The organism is Georgenia halophila (assembly GCF_039541595.1).
This window is the reverse complement of record NZ_BAABGN010000006.1, coordinates 32,282-52,272: the sequence shown is the minus strand read 5'-3', so window position 1 is coordinate 52,272 and position 19,991 is coordinate 32,282. Positions and strand designations below refer to the sequence as shown.

16 protein-coding genes are annotated in these 19,991 nt (G+C 70.2%); 8 read left to right on the top strand and 8 right to left on the bottom strand.

Going from position 1 to position 19,991, the window contains the following annotated elements; all coding sequences use genetic code 11:
* Positions 1 to 2: 2 nt before the first annotated feature.
* The 5 genes from ABD907_RS07430 (at position 3) to ABD907_RS07410 (ending at position 5,722) form a co-directional block, all read left to right on the top strand.
* Positions 3 to 1,157 carry a 5-(carboxyamino)imidazole ribonucleotide synthase gene (locus ABD907_RS07430; RefSeq protein WP_345215611.1) on the top strand — a complete coding sequence of 385 codons (1,155 nt, stop codon included), beginning with the start codon at positions 3 to 5 and terminating at the stop codon, positions 1,155 to 1,157.
* A 95-nt stretch (positions 1,158 to 1,252) separates the two neighbouring features.
* Positions 1,253 to 1,780, top strand: a complete 528-nt coding sequence (gene purE / locus ABD907_RS07425; protein WP_345215610.1) for a 5-(carboxyamino)imidazole ribonucleotide mutase — start codon at positions 1,253 to 1,255, stop codon at positions 1,778 to 1,780.
* A gap of 63 nt (positions 1,781 to 1,843) precedes the next feature.
* Positions 1,844 to 3,088: a mannose-6-phosphate isomerase, class I gene (gene manA / locus ABD907_RS07420; RefSeq protein WP_345215609.1), complete on the top strand. Its 1,245-nt coding sequence runs from the start codon at positions 1,844 to 1,846 to the stop codon at positions 3,086 to 3,088.
* Positions 3,089 to 3,210: 122 nt separating this feature from the next.
* The gene (gene galE / locus ABD907_RS07415) at positions 3,211 to 4,257 is read left to right on the top strand and encodes a UDP-glucose 4-epimerase GalE (protein WP_345215608.1); all 1,047 of its coding nucleotides are present in this window, start codon (positions 3,211 to 3,213) and stop codon (positions 4,255 to 4,257) included.
* Positions 4,258 to 4,384: 127 nt separating this feature from the next.
* Complete coding sequence (locus ABD907_RS07410; RefSeq protein ID WP_345215607.1) at positions 4,385 to 5,722, top strand: UDP-glucose dehydrogenase family protein; 1,338 nt, start codon at positions 4,385 to 4,387, stop codon at positions 5,720 to 5,722.
* Positions 5,723 to 5,747: 25 nt separating this feature from the next.
* Here the strand turns inward: ABD907_RS07410 and ABD907_RS07405 are convergent, their stop codons facing one another.
* The 4 genes from ABD907_RS07405 to ABD907_RS07390 form a co-directional block, all read right to left on the bottom strand.
* Positions 5,748 to 6,617 carry an LCP family protein gene (locus tag ABD907_RS07405; RefSeq protein WP_345215606.1) on the bottom strand — a complete coding sequence of 290 codons (870 nt, stop codon included), beginning with the start codon at positions 6,615 to 6,617 and terminating at the stop codon, positions 5,748 to 5,750.
* A 569-nt stretch (positions 6,618 to 7,186) separates the two neighbouring features.
* Positions 7,187 to 8,437, bottom strand: a complete 1,251-nt coding sequence (locus tag ABD907_RS07400) for an LCP family protein (RefSeq protein ID WP_345215605.1) — start codon at positions 8,435 to 8,437, stop codon at positions 7,187 to 7,189.
* A 42-nt stretch (positions 8,438 to 8,479) separates the two neighbouring features.
* Positions 8,480 to 9,505: a glycosyltransferase gene (locus ABD907_RS07395; protein WP_345215604.1), complete on the bottom strand. Its 1,026-nt coding sequence runs from the start codon at positions 9,503 to 9,505 to the stop codon at positions 8,480 to 8,482.
* Positions 9,498 to 10,436: a glycosyltransferase gene (locus tag ABD907_RS07390; protein WP_345215603.1), complete on the bottom strand. Its 939-nt coding sequence runs from the start codon at positions 10,434 to 10,436 to the stop codon at positions 9,498 to 9,500. The genes ABD907_RS07395 and ABD907_RS07390 overlap by 8 nt, the downstream gene beginning before the upstream one ends.
* A gap of 162 nt (positions 10,437 to 10,598) precedes the next feature.
* On the opposite strand from ABD907_RS07390, the gene glf reads away from it, so the two are divergent.
* Positions 10,599 to 11,750, top strand: a complete 1,152-nt coding sequence (gene glf / locus ABD907_RS07385; RefSeq protein WP_345215602.1) for a UDP-galactopyranose mutase — start codon at positions 10,599 to 10,601, stop codon at positions 11,748 to 11,750.
* Between the two features lie 102 nt (positions 11,751 to 11,852).
* On the top strand, positions 11,853 to 12,797 hold the full coding sequence (locus ABD907_RS07380; protein WP_345215601.1) for a glycosyltransferase: 945 nt from the start codon (positions 11,853 to 11,855) through the stop codon (positions 12,795 to 12,797).
* A gap of 19 nt (positions 12,798 to 12,816) precedes the next feature.
* Here the strand turns inward: ABD907_RS07380 and ABD907_RS07375 are convergent, their stop codons facing one another.
* The 4 genes from ABD907_RS07375 to ABD907_RS07360 all read right to left on the bottom strand — a co-directional run bounded on the left by ABD907_RS07375 (position 12,817) and on the right by ABD907_RS07360 (position 18,223).
* Positions 12,817 to 14,235 (bottom strand): polysaccharide pyruvyl transferase family protein, encoded by a 1,419-nt coding sequence (locus ABD907_RS07375; protein WP_345215600.1) that lies wholly within the window; start codon positions 14,233 to 14,235, stop codon positions 12,817 to 12,819.
* Between the two features lie 163 nt (positions 14,236 to 14,398).
* Positions 14,399 to 15,280 carry an ABC transporter ATP-binding protein gene (locus tag ABD907_RS07370; protein WP_345215599.1) on the bottom strand — a complete coding sequence of 294 codons (882 nt, stop codon included), beginning with the start codon at positions 15,278 to 15,280 and terminating at the stop codon, positions 14,399 to 14,401.
* Positions 15,267 to 16,175, bottom strand: coding sequence for an ABC transporter permease (locus ABD907_RS07365; RefSeq protein WP_345215598.1), 909 nt, complete (start codon positions 16,173 to 16,175; stop codon positions 15,267 to 15,269). The genes ABD907_RS07370 and ABD907_RS07365 overlap by 14 nt, the downstream gene beginning before the upstream one ends.
* Before the next feature lie 89 nt (positions 16,176 to 16,264).
* A complete protein-coding gene (locus ABD907_RS07360) occupies positions 16,265 to 18,223 on the bottom strand; it encodes a glycosyltransferase (protein WP_345215597.1) in 1,959 nt (652 codons plus the stop codon).
* Positions 18,224 to 18,435: 212 nt separating this feature from the next.
* Here ABD907_RS07360 and ABD907_RS07355 point away from each other — a divergent pair, with 212 nt between their 5' ends.
* Positions 18,436 to 19,989 (top strand): hypothetical protein, encoded by a 1,554-nt coding sequence (locus ABD907_RS07355; protein ID WP_345215596.1) that lies wholly within the window; start codon positions 18,436 to 18,438, stop codon positions 19,987 to 19,989.
* The last annotated feature ends 2 nt before the right edge of the window (positions 19,990 to 19,991 follow it).

Genomic DNA, 19,991 nt, shown 5'->3' with positions numbered 1-19,991 from the left:
TCGTGGACGCACCAGTGATCGCCGTCGTCGGTGGGGGCCAGCTGGCCCGGATGATGCAGCAGCAAGCCATCGCTCTCGGCGTCCACCTGCGGGTGCTCGTCGAGTCGCCGACCGTCGCCACGGCGCAGGTGGTCTCGGACGCGCCCGTCGGCGCCGCGTCCGACGCCGACGCGGTCCGCGGCATCGTCTCGGGCGCCGAGGTCCTCACGTTCGAACACGAGCACGTGCCCACCGAGCTGCTCCGCGCGCTCGACGCCGAGGGTGTGGCCGTCCGTCCCGGTCCGGACGCGCTGATGCACGCCCAGGACAAGATCGTGATGCGCACCCGGCTGAGTGAGCTGGGTGTCCCGTGCCCGGCGTGGGCGCCCGTCTCCGACGGGGCCGAACTCACCGCCTTCGGGGAGTCCGCCGGCTGGCCGGTGGTCGTCAAGACCGCCCGCGGCGGCTACGACGGCAAGGGGGTGCGCGTGGTGTCCTCGTCGGCCGAGGCCGCCGACTGGCTCGACGCTCTCCAGGGCCGGCAGCTGCTCGCGGAGGAGAAGGTCGCGTTCACCCGTGAGCTCGCCGTCCTGGTCGCGCGCCGCCCGAGCGGCGAGGTCCGTACCTGGCCGGTGGTCCAGACGGTCCAGCAGGATGGGGTCTGCTTCGAGGTGCTCGCACCCGCACCGGGGCTCGACGCCGCGACGGCCGCGCGCGCCGAGGAGATCGGCGAGCGGATCGCCATCGGGCTCGGCGTCACCGGCGTGCTCGCCGTCGAGATGTTCGAGGTGGCCGACGACGGAACGAGCGACGGCGAGAGCCGGCTGGTGGTCAACGAGCTCGCCATGCGACCGCACAACTCCGGCCACTGGACCATCGACGGGGCCGTGACGAGCCAGTTCGAGCAGCATCTCCGCGCGGTGCTCGACTGGCCGCTGGGCGCCGCCGAGGCGACCGCCCCGCACGCCGTCATGGTGAACCTCCTCGGGTCCGCGCTCGAGGATCCGCACACCGCGTACCCCGAGCTCATGGCGCGCTACCCCGAGGCGAAGGTGCACCTGTACGGCAAGGACGTCCGCCCCGGCCGCAAGCTCGGCCACGTCACGGTGACCGGCGCGGACCTGGGGCGCGCCCGCAGCACAGCCCATGCCGCCGTCGCCCTGCTGCGCGGCGACTGACCCCTCGACCGACTCGCCGCGGCTGCGCCCGGACCGCACCACCGATGCGACACTGACGCGGAACACGGATGCCGAGCACGGACGAAGGAGCAGCCATGGGTGCAGCGGTCGGGATCGTCATGGGGTCGGACTCGGACTGGCCGGTGATGAAGGACGCCGCGGACGCGCTCGCTGACCTCGACGTCGAGACGGAGGTCGACGTCGTCTCGGCGCACCGTATGCCGCAGCAGATGCTCGCCTACGGCAGCGAGGCCGCCGGCCGCGGGCTCCAGGTCATCATCGCCGGCGCCGGGGGTGCGGCACACCTGCCCGGCATGCTCGCCGCGGTCACCCCGCTGCCAGTGATCGGCGTCCCGGTCCCGCTGCAGCACCTCGACGGCATGGACTCGCTCCTCTCGATCGTGCAGATGCCGTCCGGCGTGCCGGTGGCCACGGTCTCGGTGGGGGGCGCGCGCAACGCCGGCCTGCTGGCCGCCCGCATCCTGGGCTCCGGCACCGACGAGGCGTCCCTGCAGCTGCGCGAACGTATGGTCGGTTTCCAGGAGAGCCTGCGGCAGCAGGCGGAGGAGAAGGGAACCCGGCTGCGCTCCCAGCGAGCGAGCCGCATCGGTTTCGGGTCCTGATCGCACCCCGGCCGGTGCACGGAAGCAGCGGTTGCGCCGCAACTCTCTGGCTATCCTTGGCCGGTGCTCGCCACAGCCCAGTTCCGTGACCCGTTGCCGTTGAGCAACAGGGTGCAGCGGTACGACTGGGGTTCGGTCGACGCCATCCCGGGTTTCGTGGGCAAGGAGCCGGATGGCGGCCCACAGGCGGAGCTGTGGCTGGGAGCACACACGAGCGCACCGTCGACGGTCCGGCTCCCGGACGTGAACGTCTCCCTCGACGAGCTGGTGCGGTCGTTGCCCGAGGACGCGCTCGGTCACCGTGTCGCCGAGCGTTTCGGTCCACGGCTGCCTTACCTCCTCAAGGTTCTCGCCGCCGGCCGGGCCTTGTCGCTGCAGGTCCATCCCTCGTCCAGCCGAGCGCGCGACGGTTTCGAGCGCGAGAACAACGAGGGCGTGCCGTTCGGGCCCAAGCGTTCCTTCCGGGACGACCAGCACAAGCCCGAGATGCTCCTGGCCCTGACGCAGTTCGAGGGCCTGGCCGGGTTCCGCAACCCTCGAACGATCCTCGAGCTTCTCGACGGGCTCAGCGGCACGCTCGTCGACGGCGTCCGCGGCATCCTGATGCGCGACCGCAGTCACGCGGGCATGCGTGCCGCATTCCAGCTTCTGCTCAGTGGTCGCCTCGAGCCGAGCTGCGCCGCGGACATCGATGCGACGTTGGTGGTGGTGCGTGAACGTCTCCGTGCTGGGTCACCCTTCAGCCGCGCGGACCGGACGGTGGCGGACCTGGCCGATCAGCACCCGGGAGATCCGGGGGCCATCGCCTCGCTCATGCTCAACCGCATATCGCTCGAGCCGGGCGAGGCGATATTCACGCCGGCCGGAGAGGTGCACGCCTACCTGTCCGGGCTGGGCGTGGAGATCATGGCCAACTCGGACAACGTGCTGAGGGCCGGCCTGACGAGCAAGCACGTCGACGAGGCCGCACTCATGGCCTGCGCCTCCTTCGTTCCCCGTCGGCCGGCCTCCCCGGAGGTGACGACGTCGGGGAGCCGTGGTCAGGTGCACACGTACCGGGTTCCGGTCGCCGAGTTCGCCCTGACGACCGCCGACGTCGACCTCTCCGAGGCCGTCACCATGCCGCCCGCCGGCCCCCGGATCGTGCTGGGCCTGAGCGGGCGAGTCGAGCTGGCGACGGAACGTAGCGACGGTGGACGGGTGACCTTGCAGCGGGGAGAGTCGGCATTCGTGCCCCACGGCGCCGGCGGCCTCCAGGTCGCCGGTTCTGGCTACGTCCTCTGTGCTTGGGTCCCCGATCCGGGCTGATCCGCCGCCGACGGAGCCAGTCGCTGTGCGGTCGCATGGCCGGCGCCGGGCGGTGCGACCTGCTCATCCCCACGCAGGTGCATCGCCGCTACCGGCAAGGGGCGGGCCTTAAGGTTGGTGCCATGAGCATCATGGTCGTCGGCGGGGCCGGCTACATCGGGGCGCACGTGGTCCGGCTCCTCGCCGACCGTGGCGATGACGTCGTCGTGGTCGACGACCTCTCCACCGGCGTGGGCGAGCGGGTGGGGGATGCCACGCTCGTCGAGCTCGAGGTAGCTGGAGAGTCCGCACAGGAACGGCTCGAGCTCCTCATGAAGGAGAGAGCCGTCACGGCCGTCATCCATTTCGCCGCGAAGAAGCAGGTGGGGGAGTCGGTCGAGCGGCCTACCTGGTACTTCCGGCAGAACGTCGGGGGACTGGTCAACCTTCTCGCCGCCATGGAGAACACCGGTGTGGGGACGATGATCTTCTCGTCCTCGGCCGCCGTCTACGGCAATCCCGACGTGGACATCGTTACCGAGGACACCGGGGCAAGCCCGATCAACGCCTACGGCGAGACCAAGCTGGTCGGGGAGTGGTTGATGGCCGACTGCGCCCGCGCCTGGGGTCTGCGGTGGTCGGCGCTGCGCTACTTCAACGTCGCCGGCGCCGGCTGGCCCGAGCTCGGTGATCCCGCAGTCCTCAACCTTGTCCCGATGGTGCTTGACCGGCTGGCGAAGGGGGAGCGCCCGAAGATCTTCGGCGACGACTACGAGACCCCGGACGGAACCTGCATCCGGGACTACATCCACGTCCTCGACCTCGCCCACGCGCACCTTGCGGCGCTCGACCACCTCGGGGGCGGCGAGACGAGCGACGCGGGCGAGCACGTCTTCAACGTCGGCACCGGCACGGGTGCCTCGGTCCGCGAGGTCATCGAGGAGATCGGTCGGGCCACAGGTATGGACGTCTCCCCGGACGTCGAGCCGCGCCGTCCGGGCGACCCGCCGCGGCTCGTAGCATCCCCGGACCGCATCACCGAGGCCCTCGGCTGGAAGGCCGAGCACGGCCTGAGCGACATCATCCGCAGCGCCTGGGAAGCATGGCAGGCGGGGCCGCGCCGCATCGAGCGAGTGGCCGGCACCTCGGCGAGAGCCGGAGCCGACCAGGCCGGTCCCGTCGATACCTGAGATCTCACTCGCCCGCTCGCCCGACTTCACCAGGCGGGTGCGGCGGTCGATGCGGGCGAGGCGCTACGTCCCGGATACGATGCTCGACGGAAGTGCGAGCGGTTGGAGCCCACGCTAGGGAGTGGATGTGCGGATCTCGGTCATCGGTTGTGGCTACCTCGGTGCGGTGCATGCGGCGTCGATGGCGAAGCTCGGGCACGAGGTGGTGGGCGTCGACACCGACGCCACGAAGGTCGAGGCGCTCGCGCAGGGCGATGCGCCGTTCTTCGAACCGGATCTGCCGGAGCTCCTTCGGGAGCAGGTGGCCTCGGGCCGTCTGTCGTTCACCACGGACATCGCCGACGCCGCGGGCGCGATGGTGCATTTCGTGTGCGTGGGCACTCCCCAGCGGAAGAACTCCTATGCGGCGGACATGACCTACGTCGATGCGGCGGTGGAGGCACTGGTGCCGCACCTGGCCCCCGGGAGCCTGGTGGCGGGGAAGTCCACGGTCCCGGTCGGTACGGCGCACCGCTTGGCGGAGCTGGTCACCGAGGCCCAGCCCGACGCTGCGTTGGCGTGGAACCCGGAGTTCCTGCGCGAGGGGCTCGCGGTGCGGGACACGCTCCACCCCGACCGGATCGTCTACGGGCTGCCCGATGAGGGCGGGGTCAGCAACGGCGTGGGCGGCGACCCCCGGCGTGCCGAGGCGCTTCTGGACGAGGTGTACGCCACCCCGCTTGCGGAAGGCGTGACCAAGCTGGTCACGGACCATGCGACGGCGGAGCTGGTGAAGGTGGCGGCGAACTCGTTCCTCGCGACGAAGATCTCCTTCATCAACGCGATGTCCGAGGTGTGCGAGGCCACGGGGGCGGACGTGACCGCGCTCGCCGACGCGATCGGGATGGACGTCCGGATCGGACGGAAGTTCCTCAACGCCGGACTCGGCTTCGGTGGCGGCTGCCTGCCGAAGGACATCCGGGCCTTCATGTCACGCGCCGGCGAGCTCGGGGCAGATCAGGCTTTGAGCTTCTTGGCGGAGGTCGATTCGATCAACATGCGCCGCAGGGTCCGGATGGTGGATCTGGCGCGGGAGGAGTGCGGCGGCTCGGTGGTCGGGCACCGTATCGCCGTGCTCGGCGCGGCGTTCAAACCGAACTCGGACGACGTCCGCGACTCTCCGGCGCTGAACGTGGCGGCGCAGCTGCAGCTCCAGGGCGCGGACGTCGTGATCACCGACCCGCAGGCCAACGGCAACGCGGCGAAGGCCTGGCCGACCCTGAACTTCGCCGAGACGCCCGAGGAGGCGGCCGAGGGCGCGGAGCTGGTGCTGCTGCTGACCGAGTGGCAGGTCTTCCGCGAGCTCGACCCCGCCACCTTCGGTCAGATCGTCAAGACCCGCCGAATCATCGACGGCCGCAACGTCCTCGACCCGGTGACCTGGCGAGACGCTGGTTGGACCTACCGCGCCCTCGGACGCCCCTGAGGGAGCCGCTCGGGGAGCCGGTCCCTCAGCCCTCGGGGGTCTCGACGTCGGCAGGCGTCAGCTCGCCGTCGCGCAGCCGCTCGAAGAACACCGGCGCCTGCTCCTCGTCGAGGAGCACCGTCGAGCCGACGCCGGGCGGCCGGTAGTCGTAGTCGGCGATCGGTGGAGCGCCCATGACGCCGCCCTCACCGGTAGCCTCTCGGAACGCCAGCGCCATCCGGCCCAGGTCGATGATGCCGCTGTCGCGGTCGCTGGTGACTGCGCTGGTCGCGGCATCGACCACCTCCACCTGGACGAACGGGTTGAGCATGTTCGCCGGTCGGGTCACCTCGTCCATGACCGCTCCGACCACTTGGCGCTGACGCTCGGCCCGCCCGATATCACCGCGCGGATCGGCGTAGCGCATGCGGGCAAACGCCAGCGCGGTCGGCCCGTCCACGTGGTGGCAGCCCGACGTCCACTGCAGCCCGGAGAGCTCGTCGTCGACGTCGTAGTCAAGGCACAGCTCTACGCCTCCCACGGCGTCCACGACGCCCTGCACCCCGCCCATGCCGATCTCGACGTAGTGGTCGACGGTCAGTCCGGTCAGCTGCTCGACCGTCTGGGTGAGCAGCGGCGGGCCGCCGACCGAGTAGGCGGCGTTGAGCTTGCTCGGCCCGACGCCGGGAACCTCCACGTAGGTGTCTCGCGGGAGGGAGATCAACGCCGTCGTCCCGCCGGCCACCTGCATGACCATGATGGTGTCCGCACGCTGACCGGCGGTGTCGTCTTCGACGGCACCGTCTGCGCGGGAGTCCGAACCCGCCAGGAGGTAGGTGGTGCCAGGCGTTCCCTCCGCGCCGGTCAGCGCGTCGGTGTGCTCGATCTTGCCGTTCGCGTAGATGAGCAATCCCACCGGCCATGCGATCAGGAGGACGAGGAGGACCAGGAGGACGAGAAGTGCGCGACGGCCGCGGCGGCGGGGCCTCGTCGGGGCCGGTCGCGACGGCGCCGTCGGCGGGGGAGGGCTCGCGGGCCGCCTGGCCTTCCCACCGCCGGCGGGGGCGTATGCGGGTGGGGCGGCCTGTCGCGCGCCGGCTGCCTCGCGGTCACCGGCCTGCGCGGGGCGCCGCTGAGGGGCTTCCCGTGCGGGAAGCGATTCTGCGCGCGGTCGGCGACGCGGCCGAGGGGATCGACCGGCTCGGTCGGCGCCGCCGTGACTCGGTCTCTGCTCGGGCGTGGGCCCGATCGGTCTCGTGCCGGACTCTTCGGCCGGCCGGCCGCCGACCGGACGCGCGGTGCGCGCGTCCGGACGCTTGCCGCCGGACGCGGGTCGGAAGCTGGGTGGGAGCCGATCGTCGCCGCTCATCGAGCCCTCCCGTCCGACTCGCCGTTGCCGTGGCCGTCGGTATGCCTGTTCCGCGGCACCGGCAGCCTAACCCTGTCTCGCCGCTGCGCCGGGAGCCCGGGCGGGCGTGCCTGGATTCACCCGGTGCACACCGGTGTGGTCTCCTCGGCCGACGGCGTCTCGGTCGGCTGCTGGGTCGTCGGCTCCTCCGTTGTCGGCTCCTCCGTCGTGGGTTCCTCGGTGGTCGCTTCCTCGGTCGGCTCCTCGCCGGTCCCCGTGATGTCGGCGTCGATCGGGCGGTCGTTGCGCAGGTTCTCCCAGACGGTCTCCGCCTCGGCGGTGGGCACCACCGCCGGACCAGCCCACTCGAACGGCATCGTGGCGAAGCGGATGCCCTCCGGGTCGATGCCACGCAGGGAGTTCGCCAGTCCCGCCATGTTGGGCAGCTGCCCGATCCAGTCGCCCGTGGTGAGGGTCTTGGTGCTGGCGTCCAGGAACCGGTAGAGCGCCGGCATCTCGGTCAGCAGGTTCTTGCTCAGGGCCTCTCGGACGATGGCGGCGACGAGCTCCTGCTGCCGACCGATCCGGGAGATGTCGGAGCCATCCTTGAACGAGTAGCGAGCACGGGCGTAACCCAGGGCCTCATCCCCGTCGAGCACCTGGCAGCCCTGCTCGAGCACGACGTGCGCGCGTTCGTCGTCGACCGGCTCGGGGATGTACATCGGCACACCGCCCAGGGCGTCGACCATGGCCTCGAAGCCTGCGAAATCCACGACGACGAAATCGTCGATGTACACGCCGGTCAGCGACTCGACGGTCTTGAGCGTGCACGCCGCGGCGTGGGCGACGTCGCCCGTGCTCCCGCCGATCGCGAACGCCGAGTTGAACCGCTGGTCGAAGCGCTTCCCGGTCTCGGTGCCGTCCGGGAGCGTGCACGAGGGGATGTCCACCAGGGTGTCACGTGGGATGGAGACGACCTCCACACGTGAACGGTCCGCGCTGACGTGCGCGATCATCGTCGCGTCACCGCGCATGCCGGTGACGCCCTGCTCGGCCGCGTCTTCTTCGGTCCGTACGTCGCTGCCGATGACCAGGATGTTCAGCGCCTGCCCGGCCTGGGGATCCTCGGGCGTCTCCTCGCCCTCGTCGGGACGGGTGGGCCGCTCCGTTCCCACGAGCTCGTCGATGTCGTGCCGCCCGACGTTGCCCTGGAGGTTCGAGTAGGCGAACCCCACCGAGCTCACCAGGAACACCACGATGCCCACCGCCGAGGTCAGCAGCCGACGGCGAAGCTCATGGTGCCGCAGCGACCGGGCGTGCCGTGCCGAGAGCAGCCGACCGCTCGCCGCGTGGGCGAAGCGCGGCAGCGTCAGGGCATGTCTGGGCATGTCTCGATCCTACGTTTCGGGTGGAAGGCGTAGGTGTCAGCGTCACCCGCTCGCGGTGGGCGCGGCGGTGGGACCGTGGTGGCTGCCACGGTGGGTGCGGTGGACGGGTCGGCGCGGCCCCTCGCCCCGGTGCTTGATGACGGAGCGGTAGACGGGCTTGCGCACCGCCTCCGGGACCAGGCGGTAGACCCCGCGAACGAGAAGGTTGCGGGCGAGGCGCCGCCCTCCGATGAACCGCTCGCGGTGCAGGTATCGCTGCAGGTGCCACTCGGAGCGCAGCAGGCGCAGCCCGCCGCGACGGGAGTACGCACCGCCACCCACCCGGTAGAGCACCAGCGAGTGCGGCACGTTGGCGACCTTGGCTCCCGAGATGATCATGCGCACGAAGAGCCAGTAGTCCTCCATGAGGTCGAGGTTCCGGTAGCCACCCGCGCGTACCACCGCACTGCGCCGGTAGACGACCGAGGGGTGGTTGAACGGGTCGCGGAACCGTGCGACGGCGGCGATCTCCTCGGGCTCGGTGGGCAGCCGCCGGGTCAGGCCCAGCGGCCCGCCCTCCTCCTCGAACTCCGTGATGGCCGAGCCCACGAGGTCCGCGCCCGCGCGGACGAGCGGGACCTGGACCGAGAACCGCTCGGGGACGTTGATGTCGTCGGCGTCGGCGCGGGCAACGATGTCGTGCCAGCAAGCCCGGAGCCCTGCCTCGAGTGCGTGCGACAGGCCCCGGTTCTTGGCCAGGTGGACCACGGTGGCAGGAACGGGGCCCGCGGCGGAGCCGGCGCCTCCCGCGGCCAGCTCGTCGATGACGCGCGCGAGCGATGCCGGTACCGGCCCGTCCCGCACGACGACGAGCTGGTCCGGCCGGAGCGTCTGCTCGAGCGTCGCCGAGCGCACCGCCCGTCGGAAGTGCTCCGGGTCGTCACCCGCGTAGACGGGCATCAGCACCGAGAACTTCTCCGGTGTGCCGGAACCTGACGTGCCGAGCGTGCCGTGCGTGTCGTGCGTCACGAACGGCGTCAGCGACATCGACGAGGCAGCGGCCTCGACGTGCGCGATGTGACTAGCCACGGGTGGCTCCCTTCGCCACGGCTCGTACCTCGTCGCTGACCGGCCCGAGGCCGGCGAGAACGGACGAGGTGGTCTCCGGCGTCGTGCGCAGTCCGGCCACCAGACCACGGCGCCCGGCGTCGAGGAGGGTGCGCCGGTCGGTGGACCGCAGCACGGTCCTCGCCCAGCGGACCAGCGTCGAGGCGCCGTACAAGGCGAGGTCGACCGGGCCCAGCGCAGGGGAGGTGCGCAGCATCCACAGCTTGTTGCGGACCTCGAAGAAGAAGCGGTCGCCGGGGTCGGCGTCGGTGGACCCGAACGTGCGGGTCCGGTGTTCCACCACGGAGTCCGGGATCCACAGTCCGACCCGTCGCCGCAGGATCCGGGAGGTGTACTCGAAGTCGTCGTTCCAGAGGAAGTAGGCGGCCTCGGGCAGGCCTACGCGCCGCACCACGCCGGCATCGAGGAGCACCGAGACGAAAGAGGCCGAGCGGACCGGCACGGCGCCGGCGGCTGCGGCACGGGAGACGAGTGGGCCGGCGAGGCCGAACCGGCGTCGCGGCGTGTTCATGGGGTGGTCGCGGCCGTCGTGCCATACGGCGCGGGAGGCCAGGAGGGCGGGGCGGCCGGTGTAGGCGTCTCGGGCCCGCAGCAGCTCGGCGAGCGCGGACGCGGTGGGGACGGTGTCGTCGTCCATGAGCCACACCAGGTCCGCATGGTGGGCCTGGACGGCGTGCGCGATGCCGGCTGCGAACCCCCCTGCCCCTCCGGTGTTGCGGGTGAGCGTGAGGACATCGGGCGCCAGCGGGTGGTCCGCCGCCACCACGCCCGAGTCGTCGGTCGAGGCGTTGTCCACGACGACCACGCGGTCGCACGGACGGTCCTGCCCCAGCAGCCCGTCGAGGGTGTGCGCCAGCAGCTCGTGGCGGTCGTGCGCCACCACGACCGCCACGACGACTGGGGTAGCGTCGGCGGCGGCGGACGACCCTCGTTGCCGGACATGCGGCGTCACCGGCTCTACCGCATGCTGGTGAGCCGGCGCACCGATACCCGATAACAAGGTCATAACGATCCAGCCTAAGTGAACTTCCTGAGAACTGCAGTGGACGGCAATGTGAACTGTGACCTGGTCGTCGTGGGGTCGGGCTTCTTCGGACTCACGATCGCCGAGCGGTGCGCGCGAGAGCTGGGTCTCAAGGTCCTCGTCATCGACCGTCGCGACCACATCGGTGGCAACGCGTTCTCGGAGGAGGAGCCGACCACAGGGATCGAGACCCACCGCTACGGGGCGCACCTGTTCCACACCTCCGTCGAGCGGGTGTGGGAGTACGCGAACCGGTTCACCGACTTCACGGACTACCAGCACCGCGTGTACACCACGGTTCGCGGCGAGGTGTACCCGATGCCGATCAACCTCGGCACGATCAACCAGTTCTTCCGGGCCGCCTACAGCCCGGACGAGGCCCGTGCGCTCATCCAGGAGCAGGCCGGGGAGCTGGCCGGCACGGACCCGCAGAACCTGAACGACAAGGGCATCCAGCTGATCGGGCGGCCCCTGTACGAGGCGTTCATCAAGGGCTACACGGCCAAGCAGTGGCAGACCGACCCCAAGGACCTGCCCGCTGGGATCGTCTCGCGGCTGCCCGTCCGGTACACCTATGACAACAGGTACTTCAGCGACACCTACGAGGGCCTGCCCGTCGACGGCTACACGGCCTGGCACGAGCGCATGGCCGACCACCCGAACATCGAGGTGCGGCTGAGCACCGACTTCTTCGACACCAGCCAGCCGGTGAACAAGGCAGCGGTCGTCGGACAGGTGCCCGTCGTCTACACCGGACCGGTGGACAAGTACTTCGACTACGCCGAGGGCGAGCTGCGCTGGCGCACGCTCGACTTCGATCAGGAAGTCCTCGACGTCGGCGACTTCCAGGGCACGCCGGTGATGAACTACGGCGACGAGGACGTGCCGTACACCAGGATCCACGAGTTCCGACACTTCCACCCGGAGCGCGACTACCCGACCGACCGCACGGTCGTGGTCCGGGAGTACTCACGGTTCGCCGAGCGTGGCGACGAACCGTACTACCCGATCAACACCGAGGCCGACCGGCAGGCGCTGCTGCGCTACCGCGCGCAGGGCAACGCGGAGAAGGGCGTCATCTTCGGGGGCCGGCTCGGCACCTACAAGTACCTCGACATGCACATGGCGATCGGTGCGGCCCTGTCGACCTACGACAACGCGCTGCCGGACATCCTTCGCTGACGGCTCCCGGCCGACGTGCCGAGCGCTGCTGCGGGGCGGGCGAGCGGCGCCTAGTTTATCGGGCACATCACGTACGAAGCCGCCGAAGGAGGTCGCCTGCGGATGTCGCGGAGGAGGCGGAAGCCAGCACGCCCGGGCGTGGCCAAGATCAGCGATCTCGCGGCTCGGGCGAGGGTCGCCGCACCTGGCTCGGGACGACGGGGCGTTCGGCCGCGAATCTTCGGGTTCACCCGCTTCAGCGTGTACATGCCGGGCAGCGGGGCGTGGCGGGTGACGAACGGCAGCCTGTTCTCCTCGGAAGCGGAGTATGTCGAGCACCTGTACTCCGACGAGCGTCTGAGTGTCCGCTTCGACATCTTTGCCCGGCTCGCCGCCCCGATCTACCAGGACATGGCGGAGGCCGCGCCCCCCGTGGGGTACCGGCACGTCGTCCACCACTCGCCGCAGATGCCTGAGAAGTGGCGCGAGGAGCTGTTCACGTTGGCGGAGCGGTACCCGGTGCTGCTGCTCAACGAGACGTCGGGCCAGATCGACGACCAGGGTTTTGTGCGTGAGCGACTCTGTGCCGACGGCGCGCCTCCTGGACCGGTCGCATGGTTCCGGGTGGACGACGACGACCTGCTGTCCGTGGACTACGTCGCGGACCTTGCCGGCTACCTCAACGAGGGTGACGTCGGCAGGGCGGTGTCGTTCGCATCCGGCGCGACCGCCGTGTACGCGGCGGGACGGGTGAGTGACCTTCGTCTGCAGCACTATCCGATGGTCTCGTGCGGCCTGGCCTCCATCGCCAGGTTCGACCACCTCGGACGGCTGTGGGGACGCCCGCAGAACGTGGCGCACAACAAGACCGACACCGTCTGCCCGGTCGTCGTCGACTCCCGGAAGCTCTCGTTTCTCCGGCTCGTGCACGACTTGCAGGACACCAGGCTCGGCCGGAACGACAAGGAGAAGCAGCGGGCGGTCGCTCGTCGCGCCAAGCAACCAGCGGCCGGGGACCCGCACAGCGTGATCGCGAAGTTCCCGACGTTGCGCGAGGCGGTGGCCTGACCGACCCCGGCCGCCCGCTTCAGGCTCTTCGTGAGGGGAGCCGGTCCTTGGCCGAGCGGGCCCTGCGCAGCATCCCGTCGAGCACCCGATCCGTCGCGCCGGGCGACCGGGTCGACGCGATGGTCTCGGCGAGCGCCAGCCTGCGGCGCAGGTCTTCGATCGTCCGGTCGCGCTCGGCAACCTGGGACTGCAGCCTGGAGCGCTGTGACTGACGCCAGGTCTCGAGGGATGTGACGCGCCGGCGCACCCGAGCGTCGCGCACGGCCGGCGCCGCGGCGTCCTCACCAAGAGTCTCCGTGACGGTCGCACGGACGCTTCGATCGGCCATTCGCGCCAGATCCGCACCGACCGTGCCGGCCCGTGCCGCTACGGCGGGCGAGAGCGCCTCGGCCACGGCGTCGTCGAGGCCCTCGGTGGTGACGCCGTACGGCATCTCCGGGTCCCACGTCTGCGCGTACGCGTCGAGCTTGCGCTTCGCCAGACTCATCCGCGGCACGCCGTAGGCGGCGGCGACGATCCTGCCGTGCAGCGACAGGCCGATCCACAGTGCGGCGCGCGCGATCTCGTCGGCGAGGTCGAGCGGGCGCCGCGCCGTCGAGATGTCGATGTCGCGCCCGGGAGAGATGCGGTGGACGTGCGCGATGATGCGTTCGTAGGACTCGACCGAGTCGTGGCCGCGAGCGGTGCCGGCCAGGAACAGCCGGATCCGGAACGGGGCCAGGTGGGCGCTGCGCGCGAGCGCCTCGGCAAAGGCCTCGTGGCCCGTCTGCCGCAGGTGAGCGTCGGAGACCTGGACCAGGGCCACGTCCGGTTCGGCGGGGCGCTCGCGCGGCCGGGTCAACGCCATCGAGTGGACGAGGTCCGGGGCGAGGGTGTGGCTCACGCCGTGGGCCGTGAGCAGATCGGCGGACAGCTGGTCACGCACGGCGATGCGGTCGGCCTCCCGGATGGTTGCCAGCCGCGCCTCCTGCTGGTCGGTCGGTAGCCCGGTGATGCCGGCGAAGCCGACGGAGTTGAGCACCATGGCGGCGGAGGCGTTGCGGGGGTACGCGGTTGGCCGCGGTATGTACGGGTTCTCGATCGGGGTATTGCCGCAGGTGCGCCGGATCATCTCCTCCCGGACCTGGGGCGAGGCCGCCTCGTAGGCGCGGACGACGCCGGGCGGCATGGACATCCGATAGGCACCCAGAAAGCTCGTCGCTCCCACCTCACCGCCCACCGTCCAGAGGCAGTCGTACTCCTGCTCCTCGAGCAGCGGCCCGTACGCCGGGATCCTTCGGTCCAGGAGCTCGGTCATGTCGCCCGGGAACGGCGCCGCCGCGGTCACCTCGGCGTTGCGGAGGTACTCCTCGCTCTGGAGCAGGAACAGCAGGTCACCGAAGTTGTCGCGCTCGTAGGCGCCGACCAGCAGAACGCGTGGCTGGTCGTTGCTGACCATCGATGTCCCTCCTGCGTCGACACGGGTGCGGACGGGCCCGTCCGGGAGGCCCACGGTAGGCCGATCCCGCACCGTCGGACACTCGGGACGGCGGGACATGTCGAGCCAATAATGCGGAGCGGGGTGCCGGCCAGGCGCACCGAGCCACGGCCAGGCTGGGCGCTCAACCCTCGGGCCGGCCCTTCTTCTGCCGCTTCTCTCGTTCGGCACGCACGTGCTGGCGGTACGCCTCGGTGACCTCTTCGGGTTCGCCGTCGGCGACCAGCTTGCCCTTGTCGAGCCACAGCACACGCGTGCACATCCTCCTGACCGTCTCCAGCGAGTGGCTGACGAGGAAAATGGTCCCGGCGTGCTCCCGGATCTCCTCGATCCGGGCCTTGCTCCGCTGCTTGAAGTCGGCGTCGCCGGTGGCCAACGCCTCGTCGATCATGAGGATGTCGGGCGTGGCGACCGAGGAGATCGCGAACCGCAGGCGGGCAGCCATCCCCGAGGAGTATGTCTTCATGGGCAGATAGACGAAGTCGCCGATGTCGGCGAAGTCAACGATCTCATCGAAGCGTTCGCGGACCTCCTTCACGCTCAGCCCGAGCGCGAGGCCGCCGATCATGATGTTGCGCTCGCCCGTCAGCTGACGCATGAGCACCGCGTTGACACCGAGCAGCGAGGGCTCGTTGTCGACGTAGACGGCGCCCTTGTTCGGTGGGATGAGGCCGGCCGCAGCCCGCAGCAGGCTCGACTTGCCGGAGCCGTTCGTGCCCACGATCCCGATCGCCTCACCGTGGTGGGCGACGAAGGTGACGCCACGGACCGCCTTGACCTCCGACGTCGCGCCGACGTTGCCCTGGAGACGCCACCGGAGGCGATTGAACAGGGAAGGCTTGCCGCCGGTGACGGCGCCGCCCCGCTTCGCCCCGAACACCCGGTAGGAGACGTGCAGGTCGTCGACGATGAGTGACGGTGGTCCGAGGTCGGCCGGGCCGTGCCGGTCCGGCATGTCCTCTCGATCGAACTCGAAATCGAGGTCGTCGTCGTCAGTCGCGGCCATAGGTCTCCTCGCCCTGCCAGAAGTAGATGAACCCGCCGGCCAGGAACAGTGCGCCCCATCCCAGCATCCACAGCCACTTTCCCGGGTCCAGCGGGATCGATGCCTCCTGCGTCAACGCCTGCCGGCCCAGGTCCAGGGCGAGCGCGACCGGCTGGTACTCCATGACGGCAGCGATCGTCGGCCAAGCGCGCAGGTAGTGCTCGATGCTGAACAGCACGCCCGAGCCGTACATGACGAACCGCATGACGAACTGGATGACGTTGAGGATGTCCGGGGCGGCCGCGACGATGCGGGCGGCGATCATGGCGCAGCCGATGTTGAACATCCCGAAGAGGATCACGACCACGGGCAGCAGCAGCCACTCCCAGGTGACCGGAACGACGGAGTAGTCGGGGAACAGTCCGGAGAGCAGCGTGATGACGCACATGACCCCGAGCGCCGGGAGCAGCGTGGTCAGCTCGGTCAGCACCGCGGCCAGTGGCAGCACGGCGCGCGGAAAGTGCAGCGACCGGACCAGCTGGAGCTTCTCCGAGATCGACTTGCCGCCTGCGACGACCGACCGCTCGAAGAACCTGAAGAGGAAGACACCGATGACGATGAAGGCGATGACGTTCTCCACGCCGCGATCCGTGCGCAGCATGAAGCCGAAGATGATCACGTAGACCGTGGCGTTGAGGATCGGCGTGAGGATCGCCCAGAGCTGTCCCAGGTAGGAGTTCTGGTTCTGCGAGTACGCCCTCGATGCCGCGAGGTAGCCGGTGAACTGGCGGAAGCGCCACAGCTGCTGCAAGTAGGCAGGCACGGCGGGGCGGACCCCGATCTGCCGCAGACCGTGCCGTTCGGCAAGGGCCCGCAGATCCCCGGTCTCGTCCTCACGGGGCGTCCCTGCGCTCACTGCGCCCACTGTGCTCCCAACCAGTCGATCTGATGTGCGCCACGTGGGCGCGGGTGCGGGCCACCGAGGCCGCCCGAGTCTACAAGGGCCTACGCGGGGTGGCGCCGTGGCCCTTCGTCGCGTTCACGCCGCGGGTCGGCAGCACGCCCGGTCGTCCGGGCCCATGTGGGCGGGTCGGTCAGGTCCGGCATGGCGGCCCGGTACCTTGCGGACAGCTCCGTCCAGCGACGAGCAGTCACCCAGGTCAGCCAGAGGCTCTCGAACCACAGGTGGCTGAAGGTCCTGGGCTCCCGGCGGTACCAGTTCACTCCGGTGTGGTCGGCCTTCTCCACGAGCACCGAGTCATAGAAGGGCACGTGCCACCACGTCGCCTCGCCCTTGGCGAGCACGCGCTGGGGCCGCGAGGCCCGGACCGGTACGGCGAGGTGCCGGATGGTCGCCCGTAGCGTGAAGAGGGCGAGCGCGAGCCCCTTGGGTCCGGGACGGGGCTCACACGAGGCCCGCGTCACCGGAGGGCCCGGGGGGATGGGCCTGCTGCGGGTCTCCGGGAACACCTCCGCCAACGCACGCGCCTCCGGCAGCGCGGTCGCAAGGGAGGCATGCATACCGGCCGGTCCGGCCAGTACGTCCCGCAGGGCACGGTGACGTAGCGCGACCGCGTAGTACTGCATGCACAGCAGCTGTTTGAGGTGCAGGCGGCGATAGTCCCGCAGCAGCTTCCCACCGCGCGGCCGTTCGGCGTGCAGCAGCGCAGCGACCAGTCGGTTTCGCTCGTGGAAGTAGGCCTGCCAGTCGATAGTGTCGTCCTTGTCGAGCCAGCTGATGTGCCACAGCGCGACGCCCGGCAGCGAGACGGTCGGGATACCCCGCTCGGCGGCCCGCAGCCCGTACTCGGCGTCGTCCCACTTGATGAAGAAGGGGGCGGCGAGGCCGATACGCCTCAGCACCTCGGCGGGGATGAGGCACATCCACCAGCCGTTGTAGTCCGCGCGGCCGACGCGGTGCATCCACTCGGCGTCTCGCAGCCCGCTGTCCGCCAGGTCGTGGCGCTCGGCGGCCTTCGCCGCGGCCCCCCACATGAAGTTGGACTGCTCGACGGTTTCCGACCACGAGTGCAGCACAGTCGGGTGCTGGAGGTCGAACATGTGGCCGCCCACGATGGTCGGCTGGCGACAGGCGGCGGCGAACCGCACGGCGCGCAGCACCGACTCCGGCTCGATCTCCACGTCATCGTCCATGATCAGGACCGACGCGGATCCGCCTTCGAGTGCCTCCAGCATGGCGCGGGAGAAACCCCCGGAGCCACCCAGGTTGGGCTGGTCGACGACGACGAGCTTCCCCCCGAGCGCAGCCGCAACCTCCCCGAACCCTTGCTCGGCATCGACCTTCGCCGTGCCCTGGTCGACCACGACGATCTGGTCGATGACGGAGATGGCCTCGGGGCTGTGGGCCAGGGCACGCAGCGTTCGTACGCAGTAGTCCGGCTTGTCCAGCGTGGTGATACCGATGGTGGTCCGAGCATCAGCTGCCTCCGGGCGCCCCGGTGCCTGGTCCTCGGTCACGTCCCAGCTCCCGTGCACCAGCTCGACGTCGTTGGTCGCCTCGAGGTCGAACCAGTACCAGCCGCCGTCCTCGAAGCCGTCCAGGCTGAGAGCCACGGCGATGTCGACCGCGGTTTCGGCGACGGCTTCGGAGGAGACATCCTGTCCGGCGAGAGCTCCGGTGGCACCGAACATGCGCTCGGCGACGAGGGTGGCGGCACCGGTGGCGTCCGACCGGTACACCGTCACTCGGCCGCTGCCGGTGAGCCGAAGCCGGAGCGTGACGTCCCTCACGGCAGTGAGCCGACACCAGAAGGTCGCCGGAAAGCCGTTGAAGTAGGTGGCGAACGAGAAGCGGTGGCCGCCCTGCAGCGTTGCGGCGTGCCGCGAGCGGACGTCGATGCCAGGAACGCAGCTCGGTGTCGCACCTGTCCGGGCGGGTGACTCGACGTACAGCGGCAGACGAACGTCGTCGTGCGGCAGGACGACGTTCTGCACGATGGTCACGGCTCCTGGCTCCCGTTCCGATGCTTGTGGCGCCCGAGGTTCCGGCGTCGAACCAGTGAACCAGACCGATCCTGACCCGGCGCTCCGGCGCGTCTGATGCCGCGCGGCACCATCTCGGCTCCGGTCGCACCCCCAGACGGCCTGGTTAGACTCGCAGGATCCGCCGACCGTGACCGATCCGTGACCTGTCCGAGCCCGTCGAAGGAGTGTTGGTGCCAACACTGTTCGCCACGAAGCGGCTGCTGCTGGTCCAGCTGCCGGGCACGGAGGTCCCTTCCGGCACGCTCGACGTGAACTTCGACGGGCATCGGGTCTGGTCGACGCCGGTGCGGTGGGCCGCCGGTCCGGGGATCGGTGTGGCCTGGCCGCGCGCGCTTCGCCCCTACCTGCGGGGACGCACGCACCTGAGCGTGACGTCCTCCTCGACCGGCGAGGAGATCGCCTCGGGAGAGGTGAAGTTCGGAGGGCACGGACGTGTCAGCGTGACGGACGCCCGCGGGCGCTGGCTCTCTGTGAACAAATGGGACCGCCTGGGTCACACGCTCGACAGCGACGACAGCGGCGGCGTGCAGGAGCGGCTGCTGGACAACGGTGCCGCGCTGGCCGCACAGCTGCAGGAGTGGGGGTATCCCGTCTACGCCGTCGGCGGCACCCTGCTCGGCGCGCTGCGCACCGGCGAGCTCATGCCGCACGACGACGACATCGACTTCGCGTGGCTGTGCGAGGAGACATCCATGGCGGACGTCTCCCTCGCCAGCTACGAGATGGAACGGCGGCTGACGGCGCTCGGGCACGTCGTCGTCCGGCACTCGCTCGCCCACCTGCAGGTCACCTACTTCACCGACGACGGACGTACCGACCACTACATCGACATCTTCACCGGCTTCCACACCGACGACGGCCTCTACAACCAGCCGTTCGCGCTGCGCGGCGAGCTCGCCAAGGAGACCTTGGTCCCGACCTCGACCATCGAGATCGGCGGCCGCACGTTGCCCGCCCCGGCCGAGCCGGAAGCGTGGCTCGAGTTCGCCTACGGGCCAAGCTGGCTGGTTCCCGACCCGTCGTTCAAGTTCGTCACCCCGCAGAGCACCCTGCGCCTCTTCGAGACCCATCTCGGTGTCTACAACCGGCAGCGGGTGTGGTGGGAAAAGCACTACGAGGAGATCGACGTCCGTGACCCGTCCGTGCCGTCCGAGGCGGACGCCGCCGACGTCGACCGGTTCCTCGAGCGGGTCCCCGCCGGCGCGCCCGTGACCGAGCTGGGCTGCGGCGACGGCCGGCTGACCGAGCGCATCGCCGCCGCCGGCCACCCCGTTCGGGCCTACGACTACAGCCACGAGGGGCTGCGGATCGCGAGAACAGCACTGCAGACCCGTCCTGGGCTGCGCAGCAGGATCGAGTACGACTACCTCAACACCAACGACCGGCACGGGGTCATCACCCTGGCCCTCGACCTGCTCGACAAGGGCGAGGAGGTGTGGTTCTTCGCCGGCTCGATGCTGCACGACGTACCCCAGAACGGTCGGGAGAGCATCTACCTGCTGCTCCGTGCGGTACTGAACGACCACACGTGCGGCTACTTCACCTTCTACGCCGACCCGCACCCGCATCGCGACCCGCAGGTGCCCGAGACCTGGCACCTACCGTTGAGCGCGCTGCACGAGGAGACCCGACGGTTCGGCCTGTCGTTCCACTCCCTCGGATCGACGAAGGTCCGCACGCCGTACGGCACGAGGGCCAAGCAGACCGTCATCATGTGGCGATGAGA

Bases quoted from the DNA above. Each gene is read 5' to 3' on its own strand.
- ABD907_RS07375 (WP_345215600.1), bottom strand. From the start codon at position 14,235: ATGGTCAGCAACGACCAGCCACGCGTTCTGCTGGTCGGCGCCTACGAG.
- ABD907_RS07400 (WP_345215605.1), bottom strand. From the start codon at position 8,437: ATGCCCAGACATGCCCTGACGCTGCCGCGCTTCGCCCACGCGGCGAGC.
- galE (WP_345215608.1), top strand. From the start codon at position 3,211: ATGAGCATCATGGTCGTCGGCGGGGCCGGCTACATCGGGGCGCACGTG.
- ABD907_RS07370 (WP_345215599.1), bottom strand. From the start codon at position 15,280: ATGGCCGCGACTGACGACGACGACCTCGATTTCGAGTTCGATCGAGAG.
- ABD907_RS07380 (WP_345215601.1), top strand. From the start codon at position 11,853: ATGTCGCGGAGGAGGCGGAAGCCAGCACGCCCGGGCGTGGCCAAGATC.
- purE (WP_345215610.1), top strand. From the start codon at position 1,253: ATGGGTGCAGCGGTCGGGATCGTCATGGGGTCGGACTCGGACTGGCCG.